This is a genomic window from Williamsia phyllosphaerae (assembly GCF_014635305.1).
Classification (GTDB): domain Bacteria; phylum Actinomycetota; class Actinomycetes; order Mycobacteriales; family Mycobacteriaceae; genus Williamsia_A; species Williamsia_A phyllosphaerae.
Map to the genome: position 1 here is coordinate 662,023 of NZ_BMCS01000001.1, position 15,160 is coordinate 677,182.

Consider the following 15,160-nt stretch of genomic DNA (forward strand, 5'->3'; position numbering starts at 1 on the left):
CCCGATCACCCGACCTTCGCGTCGGACTTCGCACCCTGATCGGCGTACGGGTTGAACTCGTTCGTGTAGAACTTCGACGCGTCGAGGTCGCCCGTGATCGAGCCGGTGTCCTGCAGCCAGCTCTGCCACCGGGTGAAGTCGGAGTCGGAGAGCAGACCGCCCTTCGACGGAACCCCCACGCTGAGCCAGTATTTGAGGCTCGAGGTGTCGTCGTTCGGGCGTTGACGCTTGGTGACGATGTCGGTGAACGTGGCCAACACCTTCTCCCGCGGGGTGGTGCGTTCCCACTCGATCGCCTTGGCGACACCCGCGGTGAACGCTCGTACGCCGTCGGGGTTCTTCTTGATGAGGTCATTGCGGAACACGTAGGGTCCGCCGTTGAACGGCCCGTAGAGCGACAGGTCGGTGAACACCGCCCGCAGACCACCGTTGATCACCGCGCGCTGCTGGAACTGACCCGACAGGCCCGCGGCGTCGATCTGGCCCTTGCGCAGCGCGTCCTCGGTGTTCGGTGCCGGAAGCGCCACGAGCTGAACGGTTTTGATCTGATCCTGGCTCAGACCGTCCTTCTTCAGCTGATCGTGGATGTCGGCCTCGAGCTGCCCACCGAGGGTGTTGACGCCGATCTTCTTGCCCACCAGATCGGTCGGCTTCGTGATGGGGCTGTCGTCGCGGACGTAGAAGCCGGCGATGGTCTGCTGGTCGGTGCCGTAGTAGTTGATCACCGAGGTTATCGGCGCACCCGAGGTGATCAGCTTGGCCACGGCACCGGCGAACGCGCCGCCGAAGTCGGTCTGTCCGGTGGCCGCAGACTGGATGTCCTGCGGACCGCTGATGGTGTTGCCGACCCAGTCCAGCTTGATCTTCCCGTCGAAGAAGCCGAGGTGCTCGGCCACCTCGGGCAGGATGACCTGCCCCGGCCATCCCTGATAGCGCAGGGTCGTCACGCCGTTCTCGTCGACAGCGGGGTCGCCGGTGCAGGCGGTCACACCCACTGCCGTCATCAGCACGGCCACGGCCACGATGAGTACCCGGGGTGTTCTCACGTCGATCTCCATTCGTCGGTCACAGTTGACCACCAAGATCGCCCGACACCCGTTGGCGGAACAACCTTTCTGCGCGACGGGGGCAAAAGTGTTGTCGTCGTGGGCCCGCAACTGTTGACTTCGGCAGACCATCGCGATGCTGCGGCGGTGACTCGAGATCGCGAAAGGGATTGTTGTGACCACAGAACTGACGGTGACCAAACTCGGCGGACGCATCGGTGCCCGGATCGACGGGATCGCCCTGTCGGGCGACCTGGACCCACGGACCGTCGCCGACATCAACACCGCCCTGCTCGAGCACAAGGTGATCTTCTTCCGTGATCAGCAGCATCTCGACGACACGTCACAGCAGGCTTTCGCGAAGCTGTTGGGTGAGTTGACCATCGCGCACCCGACAGTGACCTCACGCGGGGACACGGTGTTGCCCATCGATTCCGAGAACGGCAAGGCCAACAGCTGGCACACCGACGTCACCTTCGTCGACCGGGTGCCCAAGGCGTCGGTCCTGCGGGCGGTGACGCTACCGGCGTACGGCGGTACCACGGTCTGGGCCTCGACGGTCGCCGCGTACGAAGCACTGCCGGAGCCGTTGCGGGTGTTGGCCGAGACCCTCTGGGCCACCCACACCAACGTCTACGACTACGCCGCCAACCACGGGGAGTCCTCGCCGGCGGTGTCGGACAAAGTTGCCGACTACCGCGCTGAGTTCCGCTCGCAGTACTTCGAGACCGAACACCCGCTGGTGCGCGTGCACCCGGAGACCGGTGAGCGTGCCCTTCTCCTCGGCCATTTCGTGAAGGGCTTCGTCGGTCTCGGCAGTCGCGAGTCGGCGAAGCTGTTCGAGCTGTTCCAGGAGCGGATCATCCGATTGGAGAACACGATCCGATGGAACTGGGCCGAGGGCGACCTCGCGATCTGGGACAACCGCGCGACCCAGCACTACGCCGTCGCCGACTACGACGACCAGTACCGCCGCCTGAGCCGGATCACCCTGGCCGGCGACGTCCCCGTCGACGTTCACGGCAATCGCAGCCGCATCGTCAGCGGAGATGCCTCCCACTACTCCGAGATCGTCGAACCGGTCGCGCACGCCGTCTGATCACACATCAGCCGGCAACAGGAATTTCGCGATCTCTATCTACCCATGACCGTTGTCACGTTATCGTGACAACCATGGCAGTCAGTGGAAGCAGCAGCATCGACATCGCGGCACCGATCGCGACCATCCTGGACGCGATCGCGGATCTCGAGAGCTATCCGTCGTGGTCCCCGATCCACAAGGAGGTCGAGGTCCTCGAGCGTGATGACAACGGACGACCCACCAAGGCGCGCATGTCCGCATCGCTGATGGGCATCGCCGATGAGCAGGTCCTCACCTACGACTGGAACGACACCGGCGTCACGTGGGACCTTCTCGAGAGCACCCAGCAGAAGGCACAGCACGCGGAGTACCGGCTCACCGAGACCGCGGACGGCACGCACGTCGACTTCGAGATGAGCCTCGACCCAAAGATCCCCGTCCCCGGATTCCTTCTCAAGAAGGGGAAGAAGACCATCATCGAGATGGCGACTCAGGGCCTGAAGGACCAGGTCAAGTAGCCACACTCACCACAAAAGACCCGCCCCGGGGATCTCCCGGGGCGGGTCTTTTGTCTCGCCTGGCGTCGGCCGACGACTCAGCCGACCGCTGCGGTCGTCTTCGTCGGTGCCGCGGCGGGGGTGGTCGTCTTCGACGCGGTCGACGTGGCCGGAGCCGTTGTCGCCGTCGATGTCGCGGCCGGGGTCGTCGTCTTCGGGGTGGTCGTGGCCGTGGTCGTCGGACTGGTCGTCGCCGGGGTGGTGGTGACGGGACTCGTCGTCGGGGCCGTGGCCGACCCGGTCGTGGTGACCGGGGCTGTCGTCTTCGCCGCCGTCGTGGGCGCCGTCGTGGTGACCGGAGCCGTCGTGGTCGACGGGGTCGTGGTCGCCGGCGCCGTCGTGGTCGCGGTGGTCGTCGCAGCCGTGGTCGGCGTCGTCGTGGTCGGCGTCGTCGTGGTCGGCGCCGTCGTGGTCGCGGTCGTCGGAGCCGTCGTGGTTGCGGCCGCCTGCGTCACCGCGGCGTTCGCGGTCGTCGTGGCCGGAGCCGCGGGTGCGGCGTTACCGGACAGCGCCGCGGCCAGAGCGGCCGCGAGATTCGCGAAGTACTGCGCGATCGCGGCGTTGAGAGCCGCGGCCCATGCCTGCGCCGCCTGCTCGGCCGGTGTCAGCACCGGCGTCGTGGGCGTGGTCGGCGGTGTGGTGACGGGATGCGCGGCAATCCAGTTCTTGACCACCGTTGCCGCCAATTTCGCGACCCAATTGTCACGGAACAAGCCGAAAGTGCTCTCCGGGTCGTTCGTGTCAGACGAATTCCGATCGACCGTCGTGTAGAGGAAATTGGGGCCGGCGTACGGGAGGCTGCTCCACTTGTTCAGGAAATCGGAGATGTAATCGGCCTGCTGCTGCTCACCGACGAGACCGGTGGGCAATCCGTATTCCGAACTCCAGATGCTCTTGGTTCCGTCACCGTTGGCCTGCATCAGCGCGTAGATGGCGTTGAGCTGGTTCAGGGGGGAGTCCGGGTGCGCGTTCACACCCGTCGAGAACGGGAGGGTGTACTGGTACGGGTGATATGACAATGCGTCGAAGTAGCCCTTGGCGCCTGCCGCGTACATCTGTGTCACGAAGTCGATCGGGTTCAACGCGTAGCTGCCCCAGCTGACGGTGGCACCGAGGACGCCACCGATGACGGTCGCCTTGGGGTCGGCCGCCTTGATCGCGGTGTACGCGGCCTTGAGCAGTGCGGTGTAGCCGGCCGGGTCGGGACCGTTGGGCGAGCTGTAGGCGAACGCCGCATTGGGCTCGTTCCAGACCTCGTACGCACCGATCTTGCCGGTGTAGCGCGTGGCCAGAGCTGTCATGAAGTTGGCGTAGGTCGCAGGATTGTCCGGCGGCGCATACAGGTTGGTGTACTGACCACGCGCCCAGCCGGGGGTCGTGTTGACCACGCCGAGGATCCCCATCCCTCGTGCGTCCGCCGCGGACACCATGTTGTCGATGAGCGTCCAGTCGAAGTTCCCGTTGGACGCCTCGACCGCGGCCCACGGGATCGCGATGCGGATGTTGGTGACGCCGAGCGCCTGCAATTCGTCGAGGTGCTTCTTTACCGATGCGGGATCACCGGCGGTCAGATACAGGTCGTTGTCCGAGATGCCGACGGTGTTCGGCGAATTGCTGATCGACGCGGCGTTGACGATGTTGTACGCAGGACGCTCGGTCGGCAGCATGGCCCCGGCCGCGAACGCCACGAACATCGAGAACGCGATCGAACCGACCACGACTTGGGTCAATGAAATACGCGGAATGCGTGGGTTTCGGTAGCGCAAGAGTTTCTCCGTCTGTGGCCCCCACAGGGTCGCAATTCAATCACCTTTGAAGTGGAAGTGCGCGTCGAAAACAAGAAATATTCGTGCGGGAAGAGAAACTCACCGCCGGGGCCTCCTTTCGGTCATCCGAACGAATGTCGCGGAACCCCTGATTTGCTCTCGCTGAACAGGATCCGTCATTCTGCGACCGAAATTACTGCCGTGTGTATTGCGCCCTGCCCGGCCGTCGGCAGAGGACGTTTGAAACATTTTTATCTGCGATTAAATGCACTTTGTCTGTTTGATGAACACAACATTGCGGAAGCGGGCGCGACCGGGCAATCCCCCCGACGAGAACGCCCGAATCCCACGGGTTCGGACATGGGTGGCGCCGCCGCGACCGTCAGCCGGTGCACGCCGACCCCGGATCGTTGTGAGTCCACACAAAGGGGCCGCTCGACTTCGCGCGCACGTGAGCCGTGTCATAGGCTCGACGAGTTGTCGGCGCAGTTGCCGGTTGTCCGGGGGAATAGATGGGGAACGAACCAGCATGAGAACGATGTTGAAGTCAACGCTGCGTGTCATCGGTGCGGGGGCAGCCATCGCCGCGGTGGTCGCGACCGGCACCACCGCCGTCGCCGACGCCGCTCCCGAGGTGAGCACGGCGACACAGTCACCGGCCGACGTCAGTTTCTACACCCCGCCGAGCCCCCTTCCCGCAGGCAGTCCGGGTGACCTCATCCGCGTGCAGAACTTCCGCACCTTTATCGGTGCCCCGAGCGGCAACGGTCGGATCCCGGCGAAGGCCTCGCGGATCCTGTACCGGTCGGTCGACTCCGTCGGGGCCCCGATCGCCGTGTCCGGCTACGTCCTGCAGTCGCCCAAGCCGTGGAACGGACCCGGCCCGCGCCCGGTCGTCGCCTACGCGCCCGGCGCGCACGGACAGGGTGACCAGTGCGCCCCGTCGCGACTGTTGCAGTCCGGCGCGACCATCACCCCCGGTGGACCGATGGCCGAGATCGAGTCGGTCATCACCTTCAACCTGCTGGCCAAGGGCTACACCGTGGTCAGCACCGACTTCGTCGGCCTGGGTACGCCCGGCCTGCACACCTTCGGCGTCCGCCTCGACATGGCACACGCCGTGCTCGACTCGGCCCGCGCCGTCCGCCAGATGACCGACGTCGTCGATCCCAAGGCCAAGGTCGCCATCGCCGGCTACTCCGAGGGCGGAGGCGCCGCGGCCGCCGCGGCCGAGGTCGCCTCGACCTACGCGCCCGACCTGCCTCTCGTCGGCGTCTACGCCGGTGGCACCCCGACCGACCTCCGCAAGCTGATGGCCTACCTCGACGGCAACCGCCTCAGTGCCGCACTCGCGTACGCCGTCAATGGTCTCGAAGAGCGTTACCCGGCGTTCAAGGCCGGCTTCGACCCGTTGCTCAACGCGACCGGCAAGTCGGTCAACGCCGGTGTCGCACGGGAATGCATCGTCGCCACCTCGTTCCGTGGGCGTCCGCAGACCAAGACGTGGACGAAGTCGGGCAAGAGCTACAACCAGATCCTCGCCGAGCGTCCGGACCTGGCGAAGTTCGTCGACGAGCAGAACGTCGGCGGCATCAAGCCCGAGGTCCCGGTCTTCCTCTCGGCCAACCCCGACGACCCGACCGTGCCCCCGACACAGACACGCGAGCTGTACACCAAGTGGTGTGGGCTCAAGCCCGAGTCCGTGCAGTTCGGCGAGTACCCCTTCCCGGTGCGACTGATCGGCGCATCGCCGATCGGCCACATCGCCGGCGGCATCACCGGTTTCGAGAAGGCCTTCGACTGGCTGCAGGCCCGCTTCGAGGGCAAGGCGCCCGTGGTCGGTTGCCAGCGCAGCTGACCCCCGGCGCTACATGAGGTCCCGGTCGCGGCCGGACGTCAGATCACCACACTCGACGGTGACGACGTCCGGCCGTCGGTCTGTGTAGGCCCCGGCACCCCGGTCACCGGTGATCGTCGCGAGCACCCCGACGAGGTGATCGGCGCCGAGGTACACCGGATGCCCCGGGCGTGCGCCGAACACCGCACGGGCCAGGACCGACCGGCGGGCTCCCGCGGCGTCGAGGACGCGACGCACAACGGCCGCGTTCGTGTCGGGCACGTCAACAACAAGTAACGCCACACCGGCGCAATCGGCCCGCATCGCCGCGGCCAGCCCCGCACGGACGGACTCCGAGAGTCCGTCGGACCAGGTGGGCACGACCACCGCTCGCGCTGGTGCGGGGACATCGACCACCGCGGCACCCAGGGTGACGATGACCTCGTCACAGCCGCCGTCGGCGAGGGCGCCGACCGCGGCCTGCAGCCATCGCCCCTGCTCGGCAAGCACTTTCGGCATCCCGTACCGGGTGCCCGCACCCGCGGCGAGCACCACCCCGACGACTCCCCCCGCGCCGGACGACCCGACTGCCGGTGCCCTCGGTGCCGCCCCCGGCTGCGGTCCGACCGGGCTCGTCCGCCCACGCGGGACCCGCTCGTCACCGGTTAACACGGCCTGATCGTCCACCCGATATATCTTGCTGCCCAGGTCGCGGTCGGTGCACATCCGGTTCATCCTTTTCCGCAGGGGAATTCACCGACCGAACGGAGGGGCCGCATGAACACGCCCGCGGCATTGAAGAACTTTGGCACTCGAAAGGCGGGCAAGGTTCACCCGGTCGACCAGGTGCCCCCGACGGGCAAACTGCTCACGCTCGGTCTGCAACACGTCATCGCGTTCTACGCGGGCGCGGTCCTCGTACCGCTGCTGATCGCCAACGCCATCGACCTCGACTCCGAGGCGTTGACGATGCTCATCACCGCGGACCTGTTCACCTGTGGCATCGCATCGCTGTTGCAGTCGGTCGGCATCTGGAAGATCGGCGTGCGGCTCCCGCTGCTGCAGGGCATCACCTTCGCCACGCTCGCCCCGGTCATCAAGATCGCCAACGACAACGGCGGCGGCCGGGTGGGACTCCTGACCGTCTACGGCGCGGTCATCGCCGCCGGTGTCTTCACCTTCCTCATCGCCCCGTTCTTCGCACGACTCATCCGCTTCTTCCCCGCGGTGGTGACCGGCACGCTGATCACCATCATCGGCATCTGCCTGCTGCCGGTCGGCGCGGGCGACGCCACCCGCGACCCCGCCACCCACAACCCCGACCCCGGCAACGGTCGGTGGCTGCTCTACGCCATCGGGACCATCGTGTTGATCGTGCTGATGCAGCGCTTCTTCCGCGGGTTCTGGGCGACGATCTCGATCCTGCTCGGCCTCGGCGTGGGCACCATCATCGCCTGGATCGTCGGCGACACGAACTTCGACAAGGTCGGCGAGGCGAGCTGGGTCGGGTTCACCAACCCGTTCGCGTTCGGGTGGCCCCGGTTCGACGTGATCGCCATCGTCTCGCTGATCGTGGTGCTGCTCGTCGTGGCGGTCGAGTCCACCGGATCGGTGTTCGCGACCGGCGAGATCGTCGGCAAGCGCATCAAGAAGGAGGACATCGCCGCGACCGTCCGCGCCGACGGCCTCGCCACCATCATCGGTGGCGTCTTCAACTCGTTCCCGTACACGGCGTTCTCCGAGAACGTGGGCCTCGTCCGCCTGACCGGCGTCAAGAGTCGGTGGGTCGTCGCCGCGGCCGGCGGCATCATGATCGTGCTCGGGCTGCTGCCGAAGACCGCGAAGATCGTCGAGTCCATCCCCTCACCCGTGCTCGGCGGAGCGGCGCTGATCATGTTCGCGACCGTGGCGATCGTCGGCATCCAGACGCTGACCACCGTCGACTTCACCGACCACCGCAACCTGATCATCGCGAGCACCTCACTGGCCATGGGTCTCTACGTGCAGTTCTCGCAGGCGGCCGCACCCGCGACCGTGCTGGAGAACGGCGTCGAGGTGAACGTTCCCGCTCTGCCCGGTGTCGACGAGGCGGTCCCCGGTCTCCTGCAGATCCCGTTCAGCACCGGCATCACGATGGGCGCCATCACCGCGATCCTGCTCAACCTGCTGTTCTTCCACACCGGCAGTCGCGGTCCCGCCGTGGCCGGCCGCGGGTCGATCCGGCTGGCCGAGGTCAACGAGATGAGCATCGACACGTTCCGGGAGACCTTCGGCAGCCTCGTCCAGGGTGCGCAATGGGTCGTCGACCGGGCCTACGAGCAGCGCCCGTTCGAGACCGCCCACGACTTGCGCGCATCGTTCCAGGAGGCCATGCTCACCGGCAGTGACCCCGAGCAGCTCGAACTGATCAACTCCTTCCCCGACCTCGGCGCGGAGGACGAGACGGGAGACCCGATGGCCGTCGACCACACGGGCCTGTCGCATCTCGAGGAGGACGAGCACGCCAACGTCGTGTCGCTCGCGTCAGCCTATCGGGAGCATTTCGGGTTCCCGCTGGTGATCTTCGCCCGCGAGGCCGAGCGGTACGAGCGGGTCCTGCGCAACGGATGGAGTCGGATGGACAACTCGCCGACCAGTGAGCGCGCGTTCGCCCTCATCGAGATCGCGAAGATCGCCAACCGCCGCTTCGACGACCTCGTCGCCGACGCCAATCCCATTGCCACCGCGCGGTTCAGCCGATTCGACGAACTGGTCCGCTGAGGATGCGGCGTCCGAACTGGCGCGGGATCGACAGCTTCAACGAACTGACCGAACGCCAGGCCGTGCACTCGCTGTTCGAGTGCTGCTCGTCGCGGATCTGGGCGGTCCGGGTGGCGGCGGCGCGTCCCTTCACCGACGCCGAGAGTCTCTACGACCGCGCCGATCTCATCCTCGCCGAGCTCACCGAGGCCGATCTCGACGAGGCGCTCGACGGGCACCCCCGGATCGGTGAACGATCGTCGAGTGCGGCCTCGACCCGGGAGCAGTCCGGGGTGAGCGGGGCCGATGAGCTCGTCCTGACCGAGCTGGCGAAATACAACGCCGAGTACGAGGACAAGTTCGGACACGTCTACCTGGTGTTCGCCAACGGCCGCCCCGCCGAGGTCCTGCTCGACATCCTCAAGGAGCGGCTCGACAACGACGCCGCAACCGAACGACGCGTCCTGCGAATGGAACTGGGCAAGATCAACCGCAACCGACTCGAGCGGATGCTCGGTCCGGCGGCGCAGTACTACGATGATCCCGCACAGGATGATCACAGGTACACGGAGGAGCCCGGATGAGTCGGACGCGATGAGCCACCTGAGCACGCACGTGCTCGACGCGGTGCGTGGCACCCCGGCACACGGGGTCGCAGTCGTCCTCGCTGATGTCGACGGGATGCCGATCGCCTCCGGCGCAACCGATTCCGACGGGCGCATCGCCGATGTGGCAGGCGATCTGGGCGCGGGGACCTACCGCATCCGTTTCGACACCGGCGCATGGTTCGCCGAGAACGGTGTCGAGGGCTTCTACCCGGAGATCACCATCTGCTTCGCCATCACCGACCCGACCCGACACCACCACGTCCCGGTCCTGCTGAGCCCGTTCGCCTATTCCACCTACCGCGGTAGCTGACCGAACACGAGAGGAAGGCCGCTCATGGGGATCACCCTCGGCGAGAACCAGTACGGCAAGGCGGAGAACCGCGTCGTCCGGATCTACCGCGACTCGCCCCGGCACGAGATCAAGGACATCAACGTCGGGACCGCGCTGCGCGGCGACTTCGCCGCCGCGCACACCACCGGCGACCAGGGCAACGTGCTGCCCACCGACACCCAGAAGCAGACGGCCTACGCCTACGCCAAGGAGAAGGGCATCGCGACCATCGAGCAGTACGGCCTCGATCTGGCGTACCACTTCGTCGACGGCTACGAACCCGTGCACGGCGCCCGCATCGAGATCGAGGAATACGCCTGGGAGCGTGCGGTTGTCGACGGCGCCGAACACGATCACACCTGGGTGCGCAAGGGCCAGGAGGTCCGCACCGCCGACATCACGGTCGAGGGTGTCGGTGACGACCAGCGGACCTGGGTCGTCTGCGGCCTCAAGGAGTTCACCATCCTCAAGTCGACCGGCTCGGAGTTCCACGGTTTCCCGGTCGACGAGTACACGATCCTGAAACCGACCACCGACCGCGTCATGGCGACCTCACTGGTGGCCAAGTGGCGTTTTTCGTCCACCGACGTCGACTGGGACGCCGTGTACACCGACGTCAAGGCGATCATCGTCTCCGAGTTCGCGACGCTGCAGTCACTCGCACTGCAGCAGACCCTCTACGCGATCGGTTCGGCCGTGCTCGAGGCCCACGGCGAGATCGCCGAGATCCGACTGTCCGCCCCGAACAAGCACCATTTCGTCTACGACCTGTCGCCCTTCGGCCTGGAGAACCCGAACGAGGTGTTCAACGCCGACGACCGCCCGTACGGTCTGATCCAGGCGAGTGTGATCCGCGACGACGCCCCCGACGCCGGGCCTGCGTGGACCATGCAGCGCGGCTGGATGGGCTGAGCCCAACCCCGCACACCGGTCGCCCCTGTGTCCTATGATCACTCCGCGACGCATGTCGCGTGCGCGCGAGTGACGCACGGCGACAACGATTATCGGGGGTAGTACGAATGGCCGACCTACGTGGTGACGTGACCCAACTACTGCGCATCGCGGTTGTGACGATGACAGCCGCTGCGCTCGGGACGGTCGGTGTCGCACAGGCCGCCCCCGGCCCCGCCACCCCGGCCGCCGGCGTGAGCGAGGCGTTCTACCAGCCGCCGAACCCGCTGCCCGCGGGATCACCGGGTGATCTGATCCGCACCGAGACCTTCCCGGTCGCGATCACCGTGCCGACCGTCTGGGGCAAGGTCCCCGCCAAGGGCACCCGGTTGCTCTACCGCAGCACCGACGCGAACGGGCAGCCGGTCGCGGTCTCCGGGTACTACCTCGAACCCACCCGCGCGTGGACCGGTCCCGGACCGCGGCCGATCATCGACTACGCGGGCGGCCTGCACGGGCAGGGCGATTCCTGCGCCGCGTCGAAGATGCTGCAGTCGGGCGTCGAGTTCTTCGGGCCGGGCGGCCCGCGTGCGGAGATCGAACGGCTCGCCACCTACAACATGCTGGCCAAGGGGTACGGCGTGGTGTCGTCGGACTACATCGGCGGCGGCACGCCCGGCACCCACACGTTCGCCGTGCGGGTCGACCAGGCCAACGCGGTTCTCGACGCCGGACGGGCTGTCCTCAAACTCCCCCAGGTCGCGCCGGGCACCAAGATCGGCATCGCCGGGTACTCGCAGGGTGGTGCCGCCGCAGCCGCGGCGGCCGAGCTGGCGACGAGCTACGCACCCGACCTGCCGCTGGTCGGCATCTACGCCGGTGGCGCCCCGACCGACCTGCGGGCGCTGCTCGACCACCTCGACGGCGGGCGCCTCGGCGGCATCATCGGATACGCGCTCAACGGCGTGTTGGCGCGCTATCCCGACGTCGACACCAAGGTGGAGCCGCTGCTCAACGCCAACGGCAGGGCGACCCTGAAGCAGATCTCGACCGAGTGCATCGCCGCCACCGCGGTCCGGTTCCCGAAGAGTTCGGAGTGGACGGCGTCCGGGAAGACGATCGGTCAGATCATCGACGCGACGCCGGAGTTCCAGCGCGTCATCGACGATCAGGACGTGGGGAACGCCAAGCCGTCGGTCCCGACCTTCCTCTCCGGCAACCCCGACGACCCGACGGTCCCGATCGCCGTCAGCCGCGAACTGCACCGCAAGTGGTGCGCGCAGAACCCGGCGTCGCTCAAGTACGACGAGATCCCGTTCCCGGTGCGCTTCATCGGCGGCTCACCGGTCGGGCACGTCGCGGGCGGCGTCAGCGGCCTGACGCGCGCACTCGACTGGCTCAAGGATCGCTTCGCGGGGACACCGGCCCCCACCGGCTGCTACAGCTGAGACGACGTCGACGGAGCCGGCGTCACCAGGCTCCCCTGGACCCACACCTCGGTGATCGCCGGTTCGCGTAGTCCCATCAACAGCGCGAACAGCGTCTGCGCGGTGGCGGTCTCGGTGTCGTCGGCCCGGATGCCGTGCTCGAGGGTGCGTGCCAGCGGTTCCCAGCGCTGCGGATCGACGACGACGAAGTCGGCGGCCTTCCCCGCGTCGAGATTGCCGAAGGTGTCCTCACGGTCCAACGCGCGGGCACCGGCCAGCGTCGCGGCGAACAGGAGTTCGGCCGGATGTAGCGACACCCCCGCGTCCCCGACCTCGGACATGTGCACCTTGAAACAGTCCGCGGCCACCTGGGGGATCAGCCATTCGTCGCCCCCGCCGATGTCCGAACCCAGGGCGACCGTGACACCGGCCGCGGTGGTCCGCCGCCACGGCATGGTCCCCGATCCGAGGAACAGCTGCGACGTCGGGCAGTGCGCTATGGACGTCTGCGCCTCGGCCATGCGGGCGAGTTCGGCGTCGGTGCAGTGCACCGCGTGCGCGAGGACGCTGCGCCGACCGAGCAGCGACGATCCGCCGACCCGCGACCCGGGCAGGAACCGACCGTCGTAGGTGTCGAGGTAGCTGTCCACGTCGTAGGCGCCGAGGGTCGCGGCGATCTCGCCGGTGCCGGGGCGGTTGTTCTCGTTCAGGTGGGTGTGGAAGTACACCCCGCGGTCGCGGACGTCGTCGTAGAGCTCACCGAGCGCGACGAACGTGTCCGGTGTGACCGACAGCGAGAACCGCGGGACCAGGGCCACGTCTATAAGGTCCCGACCGTGCCACCGGTCGATCTCGTCGACGCACCGCGTGATGGCGGTGTCGATGTCGGTGATCAGCGCGGCCGCCGACGCCTGGCCGGTGGTCTGGATCCCGCGGCCGGACACCATCCGCAGCCCGACGCGCTCGGTCTCGGTGAACAGCGCGTCCTGCGCCGCCGGGAACGCCGAACCGAAGACCATCGCCGCGGTCGTGCCGACGGCTGTGCGCCGACGACAGAAGTCGGCCGCGGCGCGCTGCGCGAACGCGGGGTCGGCGTAGCGCGTCTCGGCCGGGAAGATGCAGTTGTCGAGCCACTCCAGCAGCTGACCGCCGCCGTAGGAGTCGGTGGCGTAGGTCTGCGGGAAGTGGATGTGGGTGTCGACGAAGCCCGGCAGGATGAACCCGCCGCGGTGGTCGGAGACCGGCCAGCGCGCGCACTCGACGGGCAGGTCGGCGTGGGGGCCGGAGAACGCGATGGTCCCGTCGGCGCCGACCGCCAGCGCGCCGTCGGGGATCGAGATCAGATGTGTGCGTGCGTCGTCGAGCGTCGGCGCACCGCCGATGTGGAACAGGTGCGCCCGGTGCACCACGGGAGATCCGGAACCCATCGGGCCATCCTGCCCGTGTGACCGGCGATCCGCTCGACGTCATGCGTCCGTAACCGATCGAACGTAGCGTGGACGTCCATGGAGGGGCAGGCGGTGACGCTGATCGAGCACGCACACGTCGTGACCGTCGATCCCGACGATCGCGAACTCGCCGACGCCACCGTGGTGATCGCCGACGGACGGATCAGCGCGGTCGGTGAGGTGGATCCGGCCGCCCACCCCGGTGCCGAACGGGTCGACGGCACGGGCTGCGTGCTGACGCCGGGCCTGGTCAACACCCATCACCATCTCTACCAATGGATCACCCGCGGACTGGCCGCCGACCACACGCTGTTCGACTGGCTCACCACGCTGTACCCGGTGTGGGCGGGGATCGACGCCGACGGGGTACGGGCCGCCGCCTCCGGCGGGTTGTCGGTGCTGGCGCGATCCGGGGCGACCACCACCACCGACCATCACTACGTCTTCCCCACCGACGGCGGCGACCTCCTCGGGGCCGAGATCGATGCCGCCGGATCCATCGGGCTGCGCTTCCACCCCACCCGCGGATCGATGGACCTCGGGCGTCGCGACGGTGGCCTGCCCCCGGATTCGGTGGTCGAGAGCATCGACGACATCCTGGCGGCGAGCAGCGAGGCCATCGACCGCTGGCACGATCCGCGACCGGACTCCATGCTGCGCATCGGCCTGGCGCCGTGCTCGCCGTTCTCGGTGACCGCGGATCTGCTCCGACAGTCGGCGGCCCTCGCGCGCGAGCGCGGCGTGCGGTTGCACACCCACCTCGCCGAGACCGACGACGAATCCGCGTTCTGCGCCGAACGGTTCGGCTGCACCCCGCTGGAGTACATGAGCGATCTCGGGTGGCTGGGCGACGACGTCTGGTTCGCCCACGGCGTCCACTTCACCGACGACGCCATCGGTGTGCTCGCCCGCTCCGGAACCGGTGTGGCGCACTGTCCCACGTCGAACGCACGACTCGGCGCCGGCATCGCGCGCACCCGTGATCTGGTCGCGGCCGGGGTCCCGGTCGGTCTCGGTGTCGACGGCGCCGCGTCCAACGAATCATGCCGGATGCTCGAGGAGGCACACATGGCGGTGATGATGGCGCGCGCGGTCGGCGGTCCCACCGCGTTGACCACCCGGCAGTCGCTCCGCCTCGCCACCATGGGTGGCGCGCGCGTTCTGGGACGCCACAACGATCTCGGTTCCGTCGAACCCGGGAAGCTCGCCGACCTCGTGCTGTGGGACCTGACCACTCTGGCGCACAGCGGGATCGACGATCCGGTGGCCGCGCTCGTGCTGGGCTCGCAACCCCCGATCCGACGGTCCTGGGTCGGCGGCACGACCGTCGTCGCCGACGGTCAGGTCGTCGCCGTCGACGCCGAGATGATCGCGCGCGATGTCGAGACCGAACACCGCCGCCTCCTCGAGCGCGCGGGCTGAGACGCGA

Annotated in this window: 13 protein-coding genes; 9 read left to right on the top strand and 4 right to left on the bottom strand. The window is 67.7% G+C overall.

Annotation, left to right across the window (positions count from 1 at the left end; all coding sequences use genetic code 11):
• Positions 1 to 5 precede the first annotated feature (5 nt).
• Positions 6 to 1,046, bottom strand: a complete 1,041-nt coding sequence (locus IEV93_RS03135; RefSeq protein ID WP_229704853.1) for an ABC transporter substrate-binding protein — start codon at positions 1,044 to 1,046, stop codon at positions 6 to 8.
• Between the two features lie 175 nt (positions 1,047 to 1,221).
• Between IEV93_RS03135 and IEV93_RS03140 the strand changes: the two genes are divergently transcribed.
• Positions 1,222 to 2,145: a TauD/TfdA dioxygenase family protein gene (locus IEV93_RS03140; protein ID WP_188486836.1), complete on the top strand. Its 924-nt coding sequence runs from the start codon at positions 1,222 to 1,224 to the stop codon at positions 2,143 to 2,145.
• A 74-nt stretch (positions 2,146 to 2,219) separates the two neighbouring features.
• A complete protein-coding gene (locus tag IEV93_RS03145; protein WP_188486838.1) occupies positions 2,220 to 2,645 on the top strand; it encodes an SRPBCC family protein in 426 nt (141 codons plus the stop codon).
• 77 nt (positions 2,646 to 2,722) lie between these two features.
• Here IEV93_RS03145 and IEV93_RS03150 read toward each other — a convergent pair whose 3' ends face one another.
• Complete coding sequence (locus tag IEV93_RS03150; RefSeq protein ID WP_188486840.1) at positions 2,723 to 4,402, bottom strand: endo-1,4-beta-xylanase; 1,680 nt, start codon at positions 4,400 to 4,402, stop codon at positions 2,723 to 2,725.
• Positions 4,403 to 4,988: 586 nt separating this feature from the next.
• On the opposite strand from IEV93_RS03150, the gene IEV93_RS03155 reads away from it, so the two are divergent.
• Positions 4,989 to 6,308, top strand: coding sequence for a lipase family protein (locus IEV93_RS03155; RefSeq protein WP_188486842.1), 1,320 nt, complete (start codon positions 4,989 to 4,991; stop codon positions 6,306 to 6,308).
• Between the two features lie 9 nt (positions 6,309 to 6,317).
• Here the strand turns inward: IEV93_RS03155 and IEV93_RS03160 are convergent, their stop codons facing one another.
• Entirely contained in the window at positions 6,318 to 7,013 is a 696-nt protein-coding gene (locus IEV93_RS03160) for a nucleotidyltransferase family protein (RefSeq protein WP_188486844.1), read from the bottom strand.
• Between the two features lie 51 nt (positions 7,014 to 7,064).
• On the opposite strand from IEV93_RS03160, the gene IEV93_RS03165 reads away from it, so the two are divergent.
• From IEV93_RS03165 to IEV93_RS03185, 5 genes are all read left to right on the top strand, one after another.
• Entirely contained in the window at positions 7,065 to 9,047 is a 1,983-nt protein-coding gene (locus IEV93_RS03165) for a solute carrier family 23 protein (protein WP_188486846.1), read from the top strand.
• A gap of 2 nt (positions 9,048 to 9,049) precedes the next feature.
• The gene (gene uraD / locus IEV93_RS03170; protein ID WP_188486848.1) at positions 9,050 to 9,610 is read left to right on the top strand and encodes a 2-oxo-4-hydroxy-4-carboxy-5-ureidoimidazoline decarboxylase; all 561 of its coding nucleotides are present in this window, start codon (positions 9,050 to 9,052) and stop codon (positions 9,608 to 9,610) included.
• 10 nt (positions 9,611 to 9,620) lie between these two features.
• Positions 9,621 to 9,944 (top strand): hydroxyisourate hydrolase, encoded by a 324-nt coding sequence (gene uraH, locus IEV93_RS03175; protein WP_188486850.1) that lies wholly within the window; start codon positions 9,621 to 9,623, stop codon positions 9,942 to 9,944.
• A gap of 24 nt (positions 9,945 to 9,968) precedes the next feature.
• A complete protein-coding gene (pucL, locus tag IEV93_RS03180; RefSeq protein WP_188486852.1) occupies positions 9,969 to 10,877 on the top strand; it encodes a factor-independent urate hydroxylase in 909 nt (302 codons plus the stop codon).
• A gap of 161 nt (positions 10,878 to 11,038) precedes the next feature.
• The gene (locus IEV93_RS03185) at positions 11,039 to 12,304 is read left to right on the top strand and encodes a lipase family protein (protein ID WP_188486854.1); all 1,266 of its coding nucleotides are present in this window, start codon (positions 11,039 to 11,041) and stop codon (positions 12,302 to 12,304) included.
• Here IEV93_RS03185 and IEV93_RS03190 read toward each other — a convergent pair.
• Positions 12,295 to 13,689 carry a guanine deaminase gene (locus IEV93_RS03190; RefSeq protein WP_188490329.1) on the bottom strand — a complete coding sequence of 465 codons (1,395 nt, stop codon included), beginning with the start codon at positions 13,687 to 13,689 and terminating at the stop codon, positions 12,295 to 12,297. The genes IEV93_RS03185 and IEV93_RS03190 overlap by 10 nt on opposite strands.
• 99 nt (positions 13,690 to 13,788) lie before the next feature.
• Here IEV93_RS03190 and IEV93_RS03195 point away from each other — a divergent pair, with 99 nt between their 5' ends.
• The gene (locus tag IEV93_RS03195) at positions 13,789 to 15,153 is read left to right on the top strand and encodes an 8-oxoguanine deaminase (RefSeq protein WP_371873784.1); all 1,365 of its coding nucleotides are present in this window, start codon (positions 13,789 to 13,791) and stop codon (positions 15,151 to 15,153) included.
• Positions 15,154 to 15,160 lie beyond the last annotated feature (7 nt).